At 43.7% G+C, this 19,607-nt stretch carries 19 protein-coding genes; 6 read left to right on the forward strand and 13 right to left on the reverse strand.

The features are described 5' to 3' along the window. Positions 1 to 4: 4 nt before the first annotated feature. The 6 genes from murE to HMPREF9065_RS10430 form a co-directional block, all read right to left on the reverse strand. A complete protein-coding gene (gene murE / locus HMPREF9065_RS00450) occupies positions 5 to 1,471 on the reverse strand; it encodes a UDP-N-acetylmuramoyl-L-alanyl-D-glutamate--2,6-diaminopimelate ligase (RefSeq protein WP_021617069.1) in 1,467 nt (488 codons plus the stop codon). Between the two features lie 71 nt (positions 1,472 to 1,542). Then, positions 1,543 to 3,366 (reverse strand): peptidoglycan glycosyltransferase FtsI, encoded by a 1,824-nt coding sequence (gene ftsI / locus HMPREF9065_RS00445; protein ID WP_021617070.1) that lies wholly within the window; start codon positions 3,364 to 3,366, stop codon positions 1,543 to 1,545. Between the two features lie 17 nt (positions 3,367 to 3,383). After that, positions 3,384 to 3,701 carry a cell division protein FtsL gene (gene ftsL, locus HMPREF9065_RS00440; RefSeq protein ID WP_021617071.1) on the reverse strand — a complete coding sequence of 106 codons (318 nt, stop codon included), beginning with the start codon at positions 3,699 to 3,701 and terminating at the stop codon, positions 3,384 to 3,386. After that, complete coding sequence (gene rsmH, locus HMPREF9065_RS00435) at positions 3,701 to 4,669, reverse strand: 16S rRNA (cytosine(1402)-N(4))-methyltransferase RsmH (RefSeq protein ID WP_021617072.1); 969 nt, start codon at positions 4,667 to 4,669, stop codon at positions 3,701 to 3,703. Before rsmH ends, ftsL begins: the two co-directional genes overlap by 1 nt. Before the next feature lie 102 nt (positions 4,670 to 4,771). Then, entirely contained in the window at positions 4,772 to 5,230 is a 459-nt protein-coding gene (gene mraZ / locus HMPREF9065_RS00430; RefSeq protein WP_033002794.1) for a division/cell wall cluster transcriptional repressor MraZ, read from the reverse strand. Between the two features lie 104 nt (positions 5,231 to 5,334). After that, positions 5,335 to 5,457, reverse strand: coding sequence for a hypothetical protein (locus HMPREF9065_RS10430; RefSeq protein ID WP_021617074.1), 123 nt, complete (start codon positions 5,455 to 5,457; stop codon positions 5,335 to 5,337). Positions 5,458 to 5,541: 84 nt separating this feature from the next. On the opposite strand from HMPREF9065_RS10430, the gene HMPREF9065_RS00425 reads away from it, so the two are divergent. Both HMPREF9065_RS00425 and HMPREF9065_RS00420 read left to right on the forward strand, forming a co-directional pair. Beyond that, the gene (locus tag HMPREF9065_RS00425) at positions 5,542 to 6,045 is read left to right on the forward strand and encodes a SprT family zinc-dependent metalloprotease (RefSeq protein WP_033002795.1); all 504 of its coding nucleotides are present in this window, start codon (positions 5,542 to 5,544) and stop codon (positions 6,043 to 6,045) included. Positions 6,046 to 6,217: 172 nt separating this feature from the next. After that, positions 6,218 to 7,582 carry an L-serine ammonia-lyase gene (locus HMPREF9065_RS00420; RefSeq protein ID WP_021617076.1) on the forward strand — a complete coding sequence of 455 codons (1,365 nt, stop codon included), beginning with the start codon at positions 6,218 to 6,220 and terminating at the stop codon, positions 7,580 to 7,582. Positions 7,583 to 7,678: 96 nt separating this feature from the next. Here the strand turns inward: HMPREF9065_RS00420 and folA are convergent, their stop codons facing one another. Next, complete coding sequence (folA, locus tag HMPREF9065_RS00415) at positions 7,679 to 8,161, reverse strand: type 3 dihydrofolate reductase (protein WP_021617077.1); 483 nt, start codon at positions 8,159 to 8,161, stop codon at positions 7,679 to 7,681. A 193-nt stretch (positions 8,162 to 8,354) separates the two neighbouring features. Between folA and artP the strand changes: the two genes are divergently transcribed. The 4 genes from artP to artM are packed head-to-tail and all read left to right on the forward strand — an operon-like array spanning position 8,355 to position 11,179. Then, a complete protein-coding gene (artP, locus tag HMPREF9065_RS00410) occupies positions 8,355 to 9,089 on the forward strand; it encodes an arginine ABC transporter ATP-binding protein ArtP (protein ID WP_021617078.1) in 735 nt (244 codons plus the stop codon). Between the two features lie 18 nt (positions 9,090 to 9,107). After that, entirely contained in the window at positions 9,108 to 9,827 is a 720-nt protein-coding gene (locus tag HMPREF9065_RS00405; protein ID WP_021617079.1) for a lysine/arginine/ornithine ABC transporter substrate-binding protein, read from the forward strand. A gap of 3 nt (positions 9,828 to 9,830) precedes the next feature. Continuing rightward, complete coding sequence (artQ, locus tag HMPREF9065_RS00400) at positions 9,831 to 10,502, forward strand: arginine ABC transporter permease ArtQ (protein ID WP_021617080.1); 672 nt, start codon at positions 9,831 to 9,833, stop codon at positions 10,500 to 10,502. Then, a complete protein-coding gene (artM, locus tag HMPREF9065_RS00395; protein ID WP_021617081.1) occupies positions 10,502 to 11,179 on the forward strand; it encodes an arginine ABC transporter permease ArtM in 678 nt (225 codons plus the stop codon). The genes artQ and artM overlap by 1 nt, the downstream gene beginning before the upstream one ends. Positions 11,180 to 11,302: 123 nt before the next feature. On the opposite strand, the gene secF is transcribed toward artM, so the two are convergent. The 6 genes from secF to HMPREF9065_RS00365 form a co-directional block, all read right to left on the reverse strand. Continuing rightward, on the reverse strand, positions 11,303 to 12,268 hold the full coding sequence (secF, locus tag HMPREF9065_RS00390) for a protein translocase subunit SecF (protein ID WP_033002796.1): 966 nt from the start codon (positions 12,266 to 12,268) through the stop codon (positions 11,303 to 11,305). A 17-nt stretch (positions 12,269 to 12,285) separates the two neighbouring features. Then, entirely contained in the window at positions 12,286 to 14,136 is a 1,851-nt protein-coding gene (secD, locus tag HMPREF9065_RS00385) for a protein translocase subunit SecD (protein WP_021617083.1), read from the reverse strand. Between the two features lie 27 nt (positions 14,137 to 14,163). Beyond that, a complete protein-coding gene (gene yajC, locus HMPREF9065_RS00380; RefSeq protein WP_021617084.1) occupies positions 14,164 to 14,463 on the reverse strand; it encodes a preprotein translocase subunit YajC in 300 nt (99 codons plus the stop codon). Positions 14,464 to 14,643: 180 nt separating this feature from the next. Further along, positions 14,644 to 17,742 (reverse strand): multidrug efflux RND transporter permease subunit AcrB, encoded by a 3,099-nt coding sequence (locus HMPREF9065_RS00375; protein WP_021617085.1) that lies wholly within the window; start codon positions 17,740 to 17,742, stop codon positions 14,644 to 14,646. 13 nt (positions 17,743 to 17,755) lie between these two features. Then, positions 17,756 to 18,952, reverse strand: a complete 1,197-nt coding sequence (locus tag HMPREF9065_RS00370; RefSeq protein WP_021617086.1) for a multidrug efflux RND transporter periplasmic adaptor subunit AcrA — start codon at positions 18,950 to 18,952, stop codon at positions 17,756 to 17,758. 37 nt (positions 18,953 to 18,989) lie between these two features. Next, positions 18,990 to 19,556: a TetR/AcrR family transcriptional regulator gene (locus tag HMPREF9065_RS00365; RefSeq protein WP_021617087.1), complete on the reverse strand. Its 567-nt coding sequence runs from the start codon at positions 19,554 to 19,556 to the stop codon at positions 18,990 to 18,992. Positions 19,557 to 19,607 lie beyond the last annotated feature (51 nt).

Below are 19,607 nucleotides of genomic sequence, written 5' to 3' on the forward strand. Positions count from 1 at the left end.
TTCGTTACTGAGATAAATAATGACGGGCAACTTCCTGATCGGAAAAATGATGCTTCGTTTTACCAATAATTTGATAGTCTTCATGCCCTTTGCCGGCAATTAAAATTACGTCATTTTCCACCGCACTTTGAATTGCAGTGGCAATGGCCTCTTCCCGTTGGTGTATCACTTGCACCGCTTGCGGATGAATAAACCCTGTCAAAATATCCGCCATAATTTGCGTATGATCTTCGGTACGCGGATTATCATCCGTCGCAATCACCTTATCCGCCAACTGTTCGGCAATTTTCGCCATCAGCGGACGTTTACCGCGATCACGATCACCACCGCAGCCGAAAATACACCAAAGCTTACCATGGCAATGTAACCGAGCTGCCTGTAACGCTTTTTCCAACGCGTCCGGTGTATGAGCGTAATCGACGATAACGGTCGGTTTATGCGGAGCATGCAGCATTTCCATCCGACCGCATACGCCAGTTAATTTATGTGCACTACGAACAAGTTCGGCTAAGTCATAACCAAGCGCCAACAAGGTTGCCATGACCAACAATAAATTACTAACGTTAAATGCGCCAATAAGCGCGCTTTGTACCTCGCCATTACCCCAAGAAGATTCAAATTGAATGCTAGCGCCTTTGTGATTAAAGGTGACGTTTACCGCTTTCAACCATTTGGCTTGTTGTGGAGCAAAATTCGCATTGCTACTGACCGCAACCGCCTCCGGCATCTCACTTAACCATGCTGCACCAACGGGATCATCCGCATTAATGATGTGGTGGCAAACATCCAATTCGCTGAATAAACGTTTTTTCGCCGCAGCATAATTTTCCATCGTGTGATGGTAATCCAGATGATCGCGACTTAAATTCGTGAACACCGCGGCACTGAAATGCACAGCCTCTACACGATGTTGTACCAAACCGTGAGAGGACACTTCAATCGCCGCAAAATCTGCTCCTTGTGCGACAAACTCTGCCAGTGATGCTTGAATTTCTATGGCGGATCCTGTGGTATTTGTCGCTTCTTCAACTCGACCATATAATCCATTACCAATGGTGCCCATTACGGCGCTGGTATGGCCTAAAATCTGTGTCCACTGTGCCAATAATTGTGCGGTTGTTGTTTTGCCGTTGGTACCGGTAACCCCAACCAAGGTTAAACGCTTGGAAGGCTGTCCATAAAACACATCCGCAAGATGGGATAAATGCTCGCTTAAACGGTAAAACGCAATGAGTGGAACCTGTTGTTCGTAGCGCACCTGAAGATGTTGTGACTCAGAATCAGCCTCAAAAATGACCGCACTTGCGCCATTTTGCAACGCTTGCGGAATATATTGACGACCGTCGGTTTGATGTCCTTTAATTGCAACAAAAAGACAGCCGGCCTTTGCAGTTCGACTGTCTAATGTCATTTCGGTGAGATTCACATTTTCTGCTATGTGAATCCCAAGAAGATCAGTTAATCGATACATAATGTTTTCTCAATGAATGAGTGAAAAACGCTTTATTTACGCACCGCACTTTATGTTGAATTTAGTCAAATTTAATTGATTTCACTTGATTTTTTACTATTCAAACGAACAGTGCGTTTCGTTGTTTTATCTGTTTCAATGCCATCCGGCGGTACGTTGTTGCTACGCAACGCATAGCTCATGATGCTGGAAAATACCGGTGCGGAAATTGCCCCTCCATAATACTGCCCTGCTTTCGGATCATTAATCAACACCACCAAAGCATAACGTGGGTCGGTAATTGGTGCGATACCTGCGGTATAAGCCACATATTTATCTACATAGCGACCATTTTCCAATTTCTTCGCTGTACCGGTTTTGATGCCGACACGATAGCCTTCGACCATCGCACGGCCATTTTTAATTGCGACTTTTTCCATCATGTTGACGACTTCGCGTGTGATTTTTTCAGAGAAAACACGATGACCAATTACCGGCGGATCGACTTTTGTAATAGATAGCGGGCGATAAATACCAAAGCTACCTAAAGTGACATAAGCACGAGCAATTTGTAATGGCGTTGCATTCAAACCATAACCATAGGCTACGTTAGCACGCTCAATATCAGACCAACGAGCACGGTTAGCATTCAACAAACCGGATTGTTCGCCAATCAAGCCTAAATCTGTCGGTTTGCCTAAACCGGCATTTTGATAGGTTTCCATTAAGGCACTCGGTGGCATACGTAACGCTAAACGGCTCACACCGCGGTTACTGGAGTTTTCTAAAATGCCATCTAAACTTAACTGATCACGTGGTGCCACGTCTTTTACTTCATGGCCGTTCAAGATTAACGGGCCGGTATTAATAATTTCATCACGACGTACTACGCCACGTTGAAGTGCGGTTAAAACCACGAACGGTTTTACCGTTGATCCCGGCTCAAAGGTATCAGTAATCGCGCGGTTACGCATTAACTCGGATTTTACTCCCACACGATTATTTGGGTTATAAGAAGGAGCATTGGCCATTGCCAATACTTCACCGGTACGCACATCCACTAATACGGCCGTGCCGGATTCCGCTTTATTCTCGGCAACCGCTTTCTTAATTTCACGGTAAACCATGGATTGTAATTTTTCATCAATGCTCAAGGTGACATCTTGCGCATCATATTTCTTCACATCGGAAATATTTTCGACAATGTTGCCGAATCGATCTTTACGATATGTCATGGAACCGGATTTACCCACCAACATGGAATCGAAGCTTTTTTCAATACCCTCAATACCTGTGCCATCAATATTGGTATAACCAATCAAATGGGCGGTTTCTTCCACGCGAGGATAAAAGCGGCGCGCTTCCGATTTCAAAACGATACCGGTAATTTTTAACTCTTTTACATATTGTGCAAGGGTCGGTGAAATTTGACGAGATAAATACACAAAACGAGATTTCGGATCTTTTTCTATCCGTTTGACCAAATTGCTATAAGAAATCCCCAAAGCTTCTGCCAATTTTTGCCAGCGTTCTTTATCTTTCAACGCATTTTCATCAAAGATAAATTTCGGATCGGCAACGACAGAATACATCGGCACGCTAACAGACAACAGTTGACCATTACGATCTAAAATAGAACCACGCACAAACTGAATTTCTTGTTTGCGCAAAGAACGTTTATCCGCTTCATCGATTAATGAATCGGCATTGACGATTTGAACATAGGCAGCTTGGCTAACCAGAGCGATTAATCCCAAAAGAATTAAGCTTAACACCGAAATATAACGGGCTTGTAAAAAGCTTTTTTCATAAACAACCTTCGGTTTATTCGGCTTAACCGCAGAACTGCTATGAGATACCCCTTTTGTGGCTTTTTTGGGCTTAGGTAACTTAGAGGATTTATTAAACTTCACCATATCTCTCACATTCCATACTATTCAAGAATAACGACTTCTTGCTCTGATGTGGCACGTTGCATACCTAATTGTTTGGCAATGGCTTCTATTCTCGTGTTATCGCTGAGTGTCGCTTCTTCTAATTTTAAATTTAAAAACTCATTTTCAAGCGCTTGATGCTGCAAAACCAATTCCCCTTTTTCCGCCACCAAACCACGGGTTTGATGTGTAATCCAAACCGTCCCAAGGGCGCTGGCAGTAATGGCGAACAACAAGATCAGCACGAGTTTATTAGACGTAAATAAGTCTTCAATGATGATCTCTTGCAACGGGTATCTGTCATTATTCTGCAACATCAACTTAATCTCTCTGCAATACGTAACACCGCACTTCTCGCGCGTGGATTTTGGGCAATTTCGTCCTCACTTGGCATCATCGCCTTACCGATCACTTTTAAGCGTTGATTACGTTGAATTTGATCTTCACGCAAAGGCAGGCCTTTTGGAATCGCCTCGCCTTGGCTTTGTTTCCGCATAAAATGTTTCACCATCCGATCTTCCAATGAATGGAAACTGATAATCGATAAACGCCCACCTGGTGCTAACACGGCTAATGCGGACGCTAACACTTTTTCCAGTTCATCTAACTCAGCATTGATAAAAATGCGGATCGCTTGAAAACTGCGGGTTGCCGGATGTTTATGTTTATCTTTAAATGGCACGGTTTGCGCAATTAATTCAGCAAGCTGCAAGGTACGCGTTAAACATTCACCGCCATTTTGCACCGCACTTTTATTGTAATCGACAATGGCTTTGGCGATTTTCTTTGCAAAACGCTCTTCACCAAAGGTTTTTAAAACCCACGCTAAATCCTGTTCTGAAACCTGCTGTAACCATTCAGCCGCAGACAATCCTTGACTGTTATCCATACGCATATCTAACGGCCCGTCTTTCATAAAACTGAAGCCACGTGCGGCATCGTCTAATTGCGGAGAAGACACGCCCAGATCAAGCAGAATCCCGTCAATTTTGCCAGCTAACCCTAATTTTTCACAAATCGGTAAAATTTCAGAAAAGGTATTGTGTTCAATGTGAAAACGTGGGTCTTGAATTTTTTTGGCTTCTGCGACGGCTTTAGGATCGCGATCAATGGCAATCAATTTACCATTGTCGGCTAACTTGGAGAGGATCAAGCGGGAATGTCCGCCTCGACCGAATGTCCCATCAATGTAAATGCCATTTTCTTTCAATGCCAACCCTTCAACGGTTTCATGTAACAAAACGGTTGAATGTTCAGCTGACGAAAATGTATTTGAAAGGGCCATACATGACTACCAAGGGTACATAAAGTTACAATCTAAAAAGAAGATAGAGCGGCATAATCGCCGCTTATCTTTGCTAGTGCCGCTGTTCCTTGAGTTTGACTCTTATAATGACAGCGTTTTTAATTTTTCCGATAGCGCAAAAGTCTCTGTTGCGCCCAGTGCCATATCTTTTTCCACTTGGGCTTGCCATTCGGCTTCGCTCCAAATTTCAAATTTATTCAACTGCCCGACCAACATAATGGACTTTTCCAATTTCGCGTGTTGGCGCAACGGACCGCTGATCAAAATTCGACCGGCACTGTCTAATTCACATTCGGTGGCGTATCCCAACATAACCCGTTGTAGACTGCGTTGTACGGGATCGAAGTTGGAAAGTTCAAGCAGTTTTTGTTCAATCATCTCCCATTCTTGGATAGGGTAAAGTAATAAACAAGGCTGGCGAATGTCCACGGTGCAAACCATTTGCCCTTGATTTTGTTCCAAAAGCTCGGCGCGATAGCGCGTTGGGATAGCCAATCTCCCCTTCGCATCTAAATTGACTGCCGACGCACCACGAAACATGAAAAACACCTTCTTCTTGTTTATTGCGCTAATTTTGGGATTGCGATCCAAAATTCACCACAAAAAACCACTTTTCACCACTTTGAGCTAAGTTTATTATTTGTTTATTCAAGTTGCAAGCGGTTTAACCGTGTCGGCAGACTATCTTTCGTTTTTTCATACAGCCAAACTCCGTTTTCATTTTCTTCCCAAGACATTTCACCTTGCGCTATTGGTTGGATATACATGACAACCGCCACATAAAGGTATATTGTTTAGCGGAAAAAATCTCTATTGACTGATATCTATTCGCCTTTATCAGAGAACAGGTTATGCACACAGAACATCATTTTCGCATGATAAAAATGCAAATTCTCCGCCGCCTGCATTATGGTATGCAGTTAGCGGAAGACTACTTCAAACACCCTTTTCATTTTCCGCAAATTCATTATGAGTTAAGAGGAATAAAAGCCGGTGTCGCTTATTTACAAAAAAACGCCATCAGTTTTAACCGCACTTTGATGTTAGAAAATCCGAAAGAATTCATTCAGCAGGTCTCCTTACATGAACTCGCTCATCTCATTGTTTATCAACATTTCGGTCATGTTCAGCCGCACGGCAAAGAATGGCGATTTGTCATGAACGAGATTTTTCATTTACCTGCCGATACCTGCCATCAGTTTGATCTGTCTTCCGTCCAAGGCAAAACCTTTACTTACCGCTGCGCCTGCCAAACGCACCAATTAACCCTTCGCCGACACAATAAAATTCAACGTGAAAGTGCGGTCTATTTTTGCCGCAAATGTAAAACACAGCTGAATTTTGTCGATGATTAACATAAAACCTGAGCGCACATTGTTCATTTTAGGTTGCGATACGCACCGTTGTGATCCCTCGTGTTGCTCTATGGATTATTTTAAAAATAAGCGTAGAATGCGCTTCCTTTAACCTGATTCAAACAAACACGCCCGACGATTTCACCTCGTCAGCGAGGGTAATAAGTAAAAGATGATTAGCGTTTTTGATATGTTTAAAATCGGTATCGGCCCCTCCAGTTCGCACACCGTGGGCCCGATGAAAGCCGGTAAACAATTTATTGATGATTTGATTGAGCACCACTTGCTGGAAAAGGTCACACACATTCAAGTGGATGTTTATGGTTCGTTATCCATGACCGGCTTCGGCCACAGCACCGATATTGCGATTATCATGGGATTAGCCGGCTACTTACCTCATAACGTGGATATTGAAGGCATTCCCGGTTTTATTGCCAAGGTAAATAAAACCGCTAAATTGCCTTTAGCTGAAGGCAAGCAAGTGGCGAAATTCGATCCGGCAACAGACATGATTTTTCATAAAACCTTTTTGCCCTTACACGAAAACGGCATGACCATTACGGCATTGGCTGACACCGAAGTATTATACAAACAAACGTATTACTCCATTGGAGGCGGTTTTATTGTGGATGAAGCGCATTTTAACCAACAAGAAGACCATCAAATCGACGTGCCTTACCCTTATACAAATGCAGCGGATATTTTACGCCATTGCCAAGAAAGCGGCCTTTCTCTGTCCAGTTTAGTCATGAAAAATGAACTGGCGTTACACAGTAAAGCGGAACTGGAGAATCATTTACACCAAGTGTGGCAAACCATGAAAGCTTGTATCCATCGTGGTTTGCATACGGAAGGCGTCTTGCCGGGGCCATTAAAAGTTGCCCGACGCGCGGCGACCTTATATCGAATGCTAAAAGCGAACAACGAATTATCTAACGATCCGATGCGGGTAATTGACTGGATCAATATGTTTGCGTTAGCCGTCAATGAAGAAAATGCCGCAGGCGGACGCGTTGTTACTGCACCAACAAATGGCGCCTGTGGCATCGTGCCGGCGGTGCTGGCTTATTACGAAAAATTTGTCGGCGCATTGACCGATGAAATCGTTGAACGTTATTTATTAACCTGTAGCGTGATCGGATCGTTATATAAAATGAACGCCTCCATTTCCGGCGCGGAAGTCGGCTGTCAAGGCGAAGTGGGGGTCGCTTGCTCCATGGCAGCCGCCGGTTTATCGGAAATCCTCGGCGGCAGCCCGGAACAAGTGTGCATCGCTGCAGAAATTGCTATGGAACACAATCTGGGGCTCACCTGCGATCCGGTCGGCGGACAAGTTCAAGTACCTTGCATTGAGCGCAACGCTATCGCTTCGGTGAAAGCCATTAACGCCAGTCGCATGGCTTTACGCCGTACCACCAGCCCACGCGTGAGTTTGGATAAAGTGATTGAAACCATGTACGAAACCGGGAAAGACATGAACGCAAAATACCGCGAAACCGCCACAGGCGGCTTGGCCATTAAAGTCATCTGTTCATAACAAAAAACGATCGCATAAAAGTGCGGTCGTTTTTTCTGGTGTTTTCCCTTTTGCGATTAAGGAGATTTAAATCGTCTCTTTTAACCCCGTTTTTCGTTATTTCCGTTGTAAAATTAAAAAACGGCAATCATAAGGGTTCTGCTCATCGGCAGGTCGCCATTGTTCGAACTCAATCTTCCATTCGTCATATGCAATCTGTGGGAAAAACGTGTCACCCGCCAATTCCGTTTGAATTTCCGTTAAATATAAACGGTTTGCCAAAGGTAGCGCTTGTTTAAAAAGCTGCCCGCCGCCAATGATCATCAGTTCTTGAGAATCACCTGCAAAATCGACCGCACTTTCTATGCTGCCTTTCCATAGCACGCCTTCATGAATAAAGGGTTGGCGAGACAACACGATATTGGTTCGCTTGGGTAATGGGCGACCAATACTCTCAAAGGTTTTTCGTCCCATAATCACCGGCTTTCCTAAGGTATTTTGGCGAAACCACGCTAAATCTGCCGGCAAATGCCACGGCATTTTGTTCTCTTGCCCGATAACGTGATTTTTTGTCATGGCAACAATGAGACTTAATGTCATAGTTATCCTTACTTCTTCCTCAACTTACTCAGGCGGGTACTATAGCATAAATTTATCATTGCCTTTACGGTTATGTTGGCAAAAAAAGAATGATTGCTTCATAAAAATATGCATAAATTTATTGCATAATTATGCACAAAATAATAATATATTTTCATTCCAACGATAATTTGATACAAGAGCAGAAGTCACAATGACAATTAGTGTTAAAAACCTGAATTTTTTCTATGGCGCCAATCAAGCCTTATTCGATATTAATTTAACCGCCGATGACGGCGATGTGGTGGTGCTATTAGGCCCAAGTGGTGCCGGCAAAAGCACCTTAATTCGTACGCTAAATTTGCTGGAAGTGCCACAATCGGGCGAATTGAGCATTGCTAATAATCAATTTGATTTGTCCGCCAATAATGATCCGAAACAAATTCGCCAACTACGTCGTGATGTGGGCATGGTATTTCAACAGTATCACTTATGGCCGCACATGACCGTGTTGCAAAACCTCATTGAAGCGCCGATGAAAATTCTTGGCACAAGCGAAACGGAAGCCAAACAACAGGCGATGGAACTGTTGCAACGTTTACGTTTGGAAGAACACGCAGCGCGTTTTCCGCTCCATTTATCCGGTGGTCAACAACAACGCGTCGCCATTGCGCGCGCATTAATGATGAAACCGCAGGTGCTGTTATTTGATGAACCGACGGCCGCACTGGATCCGGAAATTACTGCGCAAATCGTCTCCATCATTGAAGAATTGCAACAAACCGGTATTACCCAAGTGATTGTCACCCATGAAGTGAATGTCGCGAAAAAAGTGGCGACCAAAGTCGTGTACATGGAACGAGGCCATATTATCGAGATGGGCGACAACAGTTGCTTTGAACAACCTAAAACCGAACAGTTTAAACACTATTTATCACATAACATTTAATCTAGAAGGAGAAACATCATGAAAAAATTACTTTTAACCGCCCTACTCGTCGGCACCGCACTTGCCGCCAACGCACAAGAAATCACTTTTGCAATGGAACCAAGCTATCCGCCATTTGAAACCACAAACGAAAAAGGTGAAATCATTGGCTTTGACGTGGATATCGCCAATGCCGTTTGTCAACAAATTCAAGCGACCTGCCACTTTAAAAGCCAAGCATTCGATGCGTTGATTCCAAGTTTAAAAGCAAAACGTTTTGACGCGTCAATTTCCGCCATTGATATTACGGATGCACGTGCGAAACAAGTTGCCTTTTCTCAACCCTACTACGACAGCTCGGCAAGCTACGTTGCATTAACAGGCAAAGGCGATTTAGCCAAGGCGAAAAATGTAGGGGTACAAAATGGCACTACCTTCCAACAATACACAGCGGCAGAAACAAAACAATATGACATCAAAGCCTATGCCAGCTTACAAGATGCGGTTTTGGATTTAAAAAACGGGCGTATTGACGTGATTTTTGGCGATACAGCCGTGCTTGCCGATATGATCACAAAAGAACCTGAAATCCAATTTGTCGGTGAGAAAGTGACCAACAAAAAATATTTTGGCAATGGCTTAGGTATTGCCGTTAATAAATCTTCTAAAGAATTATTAGATAACTTAAACAAAGGGTTAGATGCCATCAAAGCCAGTGGCGAATACCAAAAAATCTATGATAAATGGATGACAAAATAATTTATGTTTTATGATTATCTCGCTTTAATTTTTCATGCAGCCCTAACGACCTTAGGGCTTGCTGTTTGTTCGCTCATCGTCGGTTTAATTTTAGGTATTTTTTTCACCGCACTTGAGTCCAATAAATACCCGATCATTGCCAGAACTACCGCTTTTTTGGTGATGTTATTGCGTGGTTTGCCTGAAATTTTGGTCGTTTTATTGATTTATTTCGGCTCAACGGAAATCGTAGAATTATTAACCGGTGAATATATTGAATTTGGAGCCTTCGGTTGTGGTGTATTTGCCTTATCCCTGATTTTTGCCGCTTACGCCTCCCAAACCTTACGGGGCGCTATTCAAGCCATTCCCAAAGGGCAATGGGAATCAGGTATGGCGTTGGGGTTAAGTCGTCCTTATACCTTTATTCACCTCATCATGCCACAGGTATGGCGTCATGCTTTGCCGGGATTAAGCAATCAATGGCTTGTGTTGTTAAAAGACACCGCACTTGTTTCACTAATTGGCGTAGATGATTTAATGCGCCAAGCCGGATTGATTAACACTAATACACACCAACCTTTTACGTGGTACGGCATTGCAGCATTAATTTATTTGGCAGTGACGCTTGTCAGCCAAGTTGCGATTCGCAAATTAGAAAGACGATTTACTCGATTTGAGCGAGGGAATGCATAATGTTTGAAGATTATTTATCGGTGATTGCGCAGGGCATTCCGACCAGTTTATTGCTCACGTTCGCCTCTTTATTAATCGCCTTTTTATTAGCGTTACTCTTCACGTTTATCCTTGCCATGGGGAATCGCTGGCTAAAAAGTGCGGTGAATTTTTATCTTGTTTTATTTACCGGCACGCCCCTACTTATTCAGATTTTTTTAATTTATAGTGGCCCGGGGCAATTTGAATTTATTACGCAAAGTCCGCTTTGGTCTTTACTTTCCAATGCGTGGTTTTGCGCTATGCTGGCTTTAGCATTAAATAGTGCAGCTTACTCTACTCAGCTTTTTTATGGTGCCGTCAAAGCCATTCCCCAAGGTCAATGGGAAAGTTGTGCCGCATTAGGATTGTCACGCGTGCAAACGCTTAAAATTTTGATTCCATACGCTCTTAAACGCGCACTGCCTTCTTACACCAATGAAATTATTTTGGTATTTAAAGGCACATCGTTGGCGTCAACCATCACGATTATGGACATCATGGGATATGCTCGCCAGCTCTATGGCACAGAATATGATGCGTTGACCATCTATGGTATCGCCGGCGGTATCTATTTACTGATTACCGGCATTGCTACCTTCATGTTACGCAAAGTCGAAAATAAAGTACTGGCATTCGAGCGTTTTGAATCTCAATAGCGTCAACTGTTTCAATGAAATCTATTAACGTAATTCCTAAACTCAACATTGCTTAATACGAAAAAAGCCCCTCAACTGAACCGGTCGAGGGGCCTCTTTTTAGCGCCTTTCCTTAATGCTCAATTACGGCATTTCATCAATATCATCTTTATTCACTTTGGGTTGAACCATGTGTTCACGATTTAAGCCTAAATCATAGGCGATAGCAATCGCAATAAAGATGGAAGAATAAGTACCGAAACCGATCCCGATGAGCAACGCAAGTGAGAAGCTATGAATTGTTGGACCGCCGAAAACATAAAGAGCAATGACCACAATCAATGTCGTGAGCGAGGTCATAATAGTACGGGACAGGGTTTGAGTTAAAGAAATATCGATGATGTCGATGGCAGAAATCCGTCTGATTTTACGGAAGTTTTCACGCACACGGTCGAACACCACGATACTGTCGTTTAACGAGTAACCTACTACAGAAAGGATCGCAGCAATGAAGGTTAAATCCATTTCGATTTGTAAGTAAGAGAATGCCCCTAGGGTAACAATTACGTCGTGCGCTAAAGAAAGCACACCGCCGGTGGCTAAACGCCATTCAAAACGCATGCCCACATAAAGCAAGAGCATAATGAGGGTGGCTAGTGTGGCGTAAATTGCCCCTTGGGTTAATTCCTCACCTACGTTCGGCCCAACAAACTCAATGGAACGAATTTGAATATCGCTATCCAAGGTGTTCAGCATTTTTTGGACGTGATCGCCGATTTGCGCATCATCGGTTGCCGGTAGGCGAATCATCACATCACGCACACCACCGGTGGTTTGCACCAGTGGACTCTCAATGCCATTTTGCACCAACGTAGAACGGATTTTTTCCAAATCCGCCGGTTGGGAGAAGTGGGTATCTACCACCACGCCACCGGTAAAATCTAAGCCCCAGTTGAAACCTTTGGTAAACACAAAGAATAAGGAAACTGCGATAATCACGACGGAAGCAAGGTAGCCCCACAGACGGAATTTCATGAATTCCACTAAACGGAAAGGGAGTTTAATGCCTTGAATTTCTTTAATTGGCTGACTTCTATTTTCTAAATTCACAATATATTTCCTCACCGTTAAATTGATAATTTATCAATTCGTTTGCCGCCGTATAAGAAATTCACGATTGCGCGTGTTCCGGTGATTGCGGTAAACATTGAGATAGCAATCCCTAAAGATAAGGTGATTGCGAAGCCTTTAATTGGACCTGTCCCCACGGCGTAGAGTGCCACCGCAGTCAAAATGGTGGTTAAGTTCGCATCAAAGATAGAACTGAATGCACCGTTATAACCTTCGTTAATGGCTTGTTGAATCGGACGACCATTGCGAATCTCTTCTTTAATCCGCTCAAAGATCAACACGTTCGCATCCACAGACATCCCAACCGCCAGCACGATACCGGCAATCCCCGGCATGGTAAGCGTAGCGCCCGGTAATAAGGACATTAACCCAACCAATAAAACAATGTTAGCAATTAAAGCGATGTCCGCAATGATACCGAATTTACGATAGTAAATGATCATAAAGACCACAACCACCATCAATCCCCAGAAACTTGCTTGCAAACCTTGTTCGACGTTTTGTGCGCCAAGAGACGGACCGATGGTACGTTCTTCCACGATTTGAATCGGCGCAATTAACGCACCGGAACGAAGTAACACTGCAAGGTTTTGTGCTTCAGCCGGAGAGTCAATGCCGGTAATTTGGAATTGACTACCGAAACGACCTTGAATGGTGGCAACGTTAATCACTTCCTCGTGTTTTTGTAAAATGGTTTTACCATTTTCATCTTTTTTGCCGCTGTCTTTATATTCTACATACAACGTTGCCATCGGTTTTTGGATGTTGGCACGCGTCGTTTGCGACATGATTTCACCACCTTCGCTATCCAAGGTGACGCTGACTTGCGGTCTGGAGGTATTTTGATCCACACCGGAACTGGCGTTGGTAATGTGTTCACCACCTAATACGGCACGTTTATACAGCACGATAGGGCGATTGTTTCTGTCATATTTCACTTCAGAATCAGAAGTCACCATACCACGAGCTGCCGCATCTAAGTTGGCGTTGCCATTGACTAAACGGAATTCAAGGGTCGCTGTTGCACCCAGAATTTCTTTTGCGCGGGCAGTGTCTTGCACACCCGGCAATTCAACCACAATACGTTCTGCGCCTTGGCGTTGAATCACGGCTTCAGCTACGCCCAGTTCAGTGACACGTTTACGCAAAATACTTAAGTTTTGTTCAATCGCGCTTTCGCGAGCTTCGTTTAATGCCGCATCAGATAACGCCAAAGACAGGGTATTATCAGAAATCGCGCGAATGTCTAGGGTTGGATGCTGTTTGCGTAAATAACGCTGTACATCAGATAACTGTTCCGGATTCGCCAATGTGACTATCGTGGAGAAGTTCTCTGCTGACTTAATGGCGCTATATTGATACTTCTCTTTGCGCAATTCAGTACGTAAGGAATCCTGTAGTTGTTCCTGACGTTTGCTTAGCGCTGAGTTCATATCCACTTCCATCAGGAAACGTACACCACCACGCAAGTCCAAGCCCCATTTCATCGGGTTGCCGCCAATGCTACTTAGCCATTTTGGTGTTGCCGGTGCAAGGTTTAACGCAACAGAATAATTTGTCCCTAATTTTTCAGTGATTTTATCTTTGGCGAGTAATTGCGCATCGGTATTGTCGAAACGCACTAAAATCGAGCCGTTTTCCAATACGACAGATTTGGTTGTCAGATGATTGTCTTTTAGGACGGTTTGAACTTCGCTTAAGACACCGGAATCGGCTTCCTGACCACGAGTTCCTGAGATTTGTACGGCAGGATCTTCACCGTAAAGATTTGGAAGAGCGTATAAAACACCAATGGCGACCAAAAAGATCACCATTAGATTCTTCCATAAAGGGTAACGATTTAACATAGCTTTCTTGTTCCCTTGAGGAATAGATTAAAGAGTTTCGATTGTGCCTTTTGGTAACACGGCGGCAATGTAATTACGGTTGATAGTAATTTCGGTTTTATCGTTTAACGCAATCACAATAACATCCCCTTTTTCAGGCACTTTGGCGATTTTACCGATGATACCGCCGGCGGTTAACACTTCGGTGCCTTTGGTTAATTCGGACATTAATTTTTTATGTTCTTTATTTCTTTTCGCTTGCGGACGATAAATCATGAAATAGAAAATCAATCCGAAGATGATGAAAATAAATAACATTGACATTGGGCTGCCTTGTTGAGCTTCCATTCAAATTTCCTTTTAGTTAATGAAAAGAGAAGACGCGATGGAGCGTCCATAAACTGATTAAAATCGGCGGTTAAAATATCATAAATCCGCTGAAATGTGAAAAAATAAAACAAAAAAGAACCGCACTTAGAACAGCTCAATACGGCTCAAAAGTGCGGTCTGTTTTACGGATGATTTGAATTAGTGATTTATCTCACCTTCAATCGGTTTGACGTTTTCATCAAATTCCGGAAGCGGTTTATGTTCACTTGCCACGTAAGAATAAATCACCGGCAACACGAACAGGGTAAACAACGTACCAACCGCCAAGCCTGAAACAATCACGATCCCCATACTGAAACGGGAGACTGCCCCTGCGCCAGTGGCATAAAGCAATGGAACCAAGCCGGCAATCATCGCCGCAGTGGTCATCAGAATCGGACGCAAACGCACTTTGGCGGCTTCAGTAATGGCTTCAATACGGTTTTTACCGTGATTGAGCTGCTCTTCTTTTGCCACTTCACACATTAAAATACCGTGTTTGGTGATTAAGCCGACCAATGTAATCAAGCCTACTTGAGAGTAAATATTCAGTGTAGCGCCGGCTTTGCCGACAAAACCGAATGCGTTTAACGCCAATAATGCCCCACTGATCGCCAACGGCACGGAAATCATGATTACCATTGGGTCACGAATAGACTCAAACTGAATTGCTAACACCAAGAAAATGATCACTACCGCCAACACGAACGTCACGGCTAACGCATTACCCTCTTGCACCAACTGACGGGCTTCACCTTTGAAGTCGTAGTTATAACCTTGCGGTAACAATTCTTTTGAGCTGTCTTTCAGCCATTGAATCGCATCCCCAATGGAAGAACCCGGCATCGGTACCGCACTGATCACCGCCGAGTTCAGCTGGCTGAAACGTGGCAAAGAGCTTGGTTGTGGTTCTAACGTCATGCTCACCAAACTGCTTAGAGGAACTGATGTGCCATTTGCAGCCGAAACATAATAATTATCCCAACTTTGTGGAGATAAGCGATCTTCGCGTTTTACCTGTGAAATAATTTTATACGCACGACCGTCAATATCCACACGTTCAACTGTCGCCGCAGATAAGAAGCTGCCTAATGTTGCACTGATTTGTTTCATCGTAATGCCGTAAGTACCGGCTTTTTCACGATCAATTTTAATGTGCATTTGTGCCGTGTCGAATTTCAAATCTAAGCTCGAGTAAACGAACTTGCCGGATTTCTGCATCGCTTCCAAGAATTTACCGGCAACATTCGCTAAATCTTCATAGCCTTTTGACGTACTAATCACAAAACCAATCGGTGGCCCTTGTTCCCCGGTTTCAATTTCCGGGAAGGCAAAACCACTGACAGATACTTCAGGAATACCTTTGGCTTTGGCGTTCAATTCTGCCAAAACCTGCGCCTGATTTCTAGAACGATCTTTCCAGTCTTTTAAGGTCACTACGTTCAAAGATTGGTTGGTGCTTGGCACACCGGAAATACTCATGGCAAATTGCACTTCGTCTGTATCCGTTAACATTTTTTGATACGGTGCCATCGCCGCTTGCACATAATCTACGTTCACGTTAGATGGTGCAGAACCAATCGCCAAGAATGCGCCTTTATCTTCCGTCGGCGTCAATTCACTGGAAAGGGAATTAAACAATACCGGTAATGTGGCAAAAATCGCTGCCGCAAATACCAACATACATTTCCGATTCGCCATTACTAAACCTAAAACATAAGTATAGGCATTGTTGATTTTAGTTAATGTGCGGTTAACACGCTCTTCCAATTTGCTTGGTTTATCGTGTCCTTTCAACAATTTACTGGTCATCATCGGAGAAAGCGTTAATGCTACGATACCGGAAATAAACACCGCACCGGCAAGGGTTAAAGCGAACTCTTTAAACAATGTTCCGGTAATGCCGCCCATTAACGCCATTGGCGAATATACCGCAATCAACGCAATCGTCATGGAAATGACCGGCACTGCAATTTCACGTGTACCAATAATTGCCGCACGGAATGGCGTTTCACCGAGCTTAATATGGCGGTCAACGTTTTCCAACACCACAATGGCATCATCCACCACCAAACCGATTGCCAAAATCAAGGCTAGCAATGTCATCAGATTGATGGAGAAATCCAACGTTTGTAGCATCATGATCACCCCGATAAGGGAAATCGGAATGGTAATGACCGGAATCAAAATCGCACGGAAGGAACCAATAAACATGGTAATCACCACCAACACGATGAGAGTCGCTTCAATGATGGTTTTTACCACTTCTTCAATGGAGTTATTAATGGCAACAGTGCGGTCATATAAAATGTCTGTTTGAATGGCATTCGGCAAATTATTTTTAATGTTTTCATACAACGGCAGGATTTTTTCCGCCACCGTTAACGGGTTTGCCGAAGACGTCGGATTCACTGCCAACACCACGGAATCCGAACCATTTGCCACCGCACGGGCATTATCGCTGGATTTATTTAATTCAATATCTGCAATATCGCGTAAACGGACAAGTTTATCGCCATTGGAATACACAATCAGTTTGCTTAACTCATCAACGGATTTTGTGGTGGTATCCACTTTATTTTTGTACACCACGTAAAAACCGTTGTCGTTACCCGCTGCCGTTTGCACGTTGTTTGCCGATAAGGCAGACATCACTTGCGTGGCAGAAAGGTTTTGTGCCGCCATTTTTTGCGGATCCAACCAAATGCGCAGAGCATATTCGGATGCACCGAAAATATCGACGCTTGCCACCCCTTCAACGGTAAAGAACTGCGGTTTTACCACACGTTGAATATAGTCCGTCACTTGGCTTGCATCTAACTTATTGGAACGGAAACTAATATACATAATGCCCGAACCACCGGTAGAAGAAGTCACCGTCGGATCTTCAATCCCACTTGGCAATTCTGAACGCACGGAATTCACCTTCGCCAACACATCAGCAAGCGCCGCATTCGGGTCGGTATTTAATTTCATTTTCACCGTGATCGAAGAACTGCTCGGTCTACTGGAAGAAGACATATAGTCCACGTTATCCGCCTGCGCGACCGCTTCTTCAATTTTCGAGGTCACAAACGCCTGAATCAAGTTCGCATCTGCGCCGGGATATGCCGTTGTCACGGTAATTACCGTGGTTGTCATTTTAGGATATTCACGCACCGCCAGTTTGGAAATCGCCTGTAATCCTAAAATAATGATCAACAGGCTAATCGAAACTGCGAGAACAGGACGTCGAATAAATATATCGGTAAATTTCATTCGTATTTCCTAATTAAAGATTGGTTTTTGTTGCCGGTTGTGTGGTGCCGACACCTTCTTTATCTGCGACAAGTACTAATGCGCCATTACTTAAATTTTGCTGACCACCGGTCACGATTTTATCGCCGATTTTCACTTCATCACCTTTTAGCTGAGCATAGATACCTTGGCGATCTTTGGTAAACACCGTGATTTGCTTCGCACGATACATTTTGTTCACATCGCCTTGGCTAGCAAATTTCTCTTTTTCCTCATCAGAAAGTGCGGTCAAAATATAAAGCGATTCGCCATACATGTTGTAGCTCACGGCCACTTGCGGCACGACAATTTGGTCATACTCCGTTGCCAATGCCACGTTTAAACGGGTGAACATACCGGATAACAGTTTTTCGCCATCTTCCGGATCAAACGTGGCTTGCACGTCAATTAACCCGGTGGAAGAATTAATCGCCGGTTCAATCGCAGAGATCGTTGCCGAGAAGGTTTCGCCTAAACGGGCATCTGCTGTCGCGGTGACTTTTTGGCCGATATGCAATTTTTCCAATAAATTCTGTGCAATCGCAAAATCTACTTTCATAGAACTGCGATCTTCCACTCGCACAATTTCTGTGCCGTTCGATACATACTGCCCCACATTAACTTTCACGATACCGGCTTTGCCATCAAAAGGTGCAACAATTTGACGGCGCGCAATTGTGGCTTTTAAGGATTCCACGTTCGCCACTTGCGCATCATACGCCGCTTTGGCATTGTCTAATTCTTGCTGAGAAATGCCACCACTTTTCGCCAAATTCGCATAACGTTGATACGTTTGACGTAATGAAATCACTTGTGCTTCAGCCGCTTGTAAGCTTGCGCGCTCCACGGAGCTGTCTAATTCCACCAACAACTCACCTTTTTTCACGCTTTGTCCGTTGGTCACTAAAACTTTTGAAATTGTCCCCGCACTTTGCGCACTCAACATCGCCCCTTGATTCGGACGCACCAAACCGGTGGTTTGAATCACCGGTGTCCATTGTTGAGCAGAAACCGTCATTGCCGTCACCGGAACAGCTCTTTCCCCTTGGTTAGCCAAGAAATCCGCAATGCCTTTTGCTTTCATCTGATTCATCACAATCATTGCGATAAAAATTAAGATAAATATTCCCAGCGCCAGTTTTAACAAGAAAACATGAGAACGCTTTGGTTTATTCGTTTGAGTTTGACTCATAAAAAACTCCGTAAAGGTTATCTAATAGCTCAAGTGATTATTTTTGAATGGCGCGCCAAGTGCGGTCGATCACCGACTCCAGCATCGCCATTGAACTCTTATGGGCAAAGTGTTTGCATTTAAACGCGATATTAAGCGCGCTTTGCAAGGAAAGCGCAAATAATAAATGCGGAGGCAGATCACATACTTCGCCGGCTTCTGCGGTTTTTTTACAAAAACGATGCCAAATACCGCGCGTTTCCCATTCTTTGCAAATAGTATAAAACCCGGGCAGAAATTCATATTGCCCCATATTGGCAACTCGCGTTGGATCTTGTTCCAAAGAATGCCAAATATTCCACCACATTTTCCGATAGCGTTGGAAAAACGACTGGTTTTCATCATAGTCTTTTTCCAAGGTTTCTTCAAAAGATTTAAAGATATATCTTGCAAATTGTTCCAGCAATTCATCTTTATTCTTAAAATAAAGATAAATCGTCCCCGGCGAAATTTGGGCCTCTTTGGCAATTTTATGTATGGATAAATTTGGCAAACCCACTGTCGCCATCAAATCATTCGTGGCCGTAAAAATTCGCTCGATCATATCCGTTTCAGATTGATGCATATAAAGTCACTAATAAACTTGGGTTAATTGTGAGAAGTGCGGTTAAAATTT

Origin of the sequence: Aggregatibacter sp. oral taxon 458 str. W10330, from assembly GCF_000466335.1 — a bacterium.
Lineage (GTDB): Bacteria > Pseudomonadota > Gammaproteobacteria > Enterobacterales > Pasteurellaceae > Aggregatibacter.

Bases quoted from the DNA above. Each gene is read 5' to 3' on its own strand.
- murE (WP_021617069.1), bottom strand. From the start codon at position 1,471: ATGTATCGATTAACTGATCTTCTTGGGATTCACATAGCAGAAAATGTG.
- ftsI (WP_021617070.1), bottom strand. From the start codon at position 3,366: ATGGTGAAGTTTAATAAATCCTCTAAGTTACCTAAGCCCAAAAAAGCC.
- ftsL (WP_021617071.1), bottom strand. From the start codon at position 3,701: ATGTTGCAGAATAATGACAGATACCCGTTGCAAGAGATCATCATTGAA.
- rsmH (WP_021617072.1), bottom strand. From the start codon at position 4,669: ATGGCCCTTTCAAATACATTTTCGTCAGCTGAACATTCAACCGTTTTG.
- mraZ (WP_033002794.1), bottom strand. From the start codon at position 5,230: ATGTTTCGTGGTGCGTCGGCAGTCAATTTAGATGCGAAGGGGAGATTG.
- HMPREF9065_RS10430 (WP_021617074.1), bottom strand. From the start codon at position 5,457: ATGTATATCCAACCAATAGCGCAAGGTGAAATGTCTTGGGAAGAAAAT.
- HMPREF9065_RS00425 (WP_033002795.1), top strand. From the start codon at position 5,542: ATGCACACAGAACATCATTTTCGCATGATAAAAATGCAAATTCTCCGC.
- HMPREF9065_RS00420 (WP_021617076.1), top strand. From the start codon at position 6,218: ATGATTAGCGTTTTTGATATGTTTAAAATCGGTATCGGCCCCTCCAGT.
- folA (WP_021617077.1), bottom strand. From the start codon at position 8,161: ATGACATTAAGTCTCATTGTTGCCATGACAAAAAATCACGTTATCGGG.
- artP (WP_021617078.1), top strand. From the start codon at position 8,355: ATGACAATTAGTGTTAAAAACCTGAATTTTTTCTATGGCGCCAATCAA.
- HMPREF9065_RS00405 (WP_021617079.1), top strand. From the start codon at position 9,108: ATGAAAAAATTACTTTTAACCGCCCTACTCGTCGGCACCGCACTTGCC.
- artQ (WP_021617080.1), top strand. From the start codon at position 9,831: ATGTTTTATGATTATCTCGCTTTAATTTTTCATGCAGCCCTAACGACC.
- artM (WP_021617081.1), top strand. From the start codon at position 10,502: ATGTTTGAAGATTATTTATCGGTGATTGCGCAGGGCATTCCGACCAGT.
- secD (WP_021617083.1), bottom strand. From the start codon at position 14,136: ATGTTAAATCGTTACCCTTTATGGAAGAATCTAATGGTGATCTTTTTG.
- yajC (WP_021617084.1), bottom strand. From the start codon at position 14,463: ATGGAAGCTCAACAAGGCAGCCCAATGTCAATGTTATTTATTTTCATC.
- HMPREF9065_RS00375 (WP_021617085.1), bottom strand. From the start codon at position 17,742: ATGAAATTTACCGATATATTTATTCGACGTCCTGTTCTCGCAGTTTCG.
- HMPREF9065_RS00370 (WP_021617086.1), bottom strand. From the start codon at position 18,952: ATGAGTCAAACTCAAACGAATAAACCAAAGCGTTCTCATGTTTTCTTG.
- HMPREF9065_RS00365 (WP_021617087.1), bottom strand. From the start codon at position 19,556: ATGCATCAATCTGAAACGGATATGATCGAGCGAATTTTTACGGCCACG.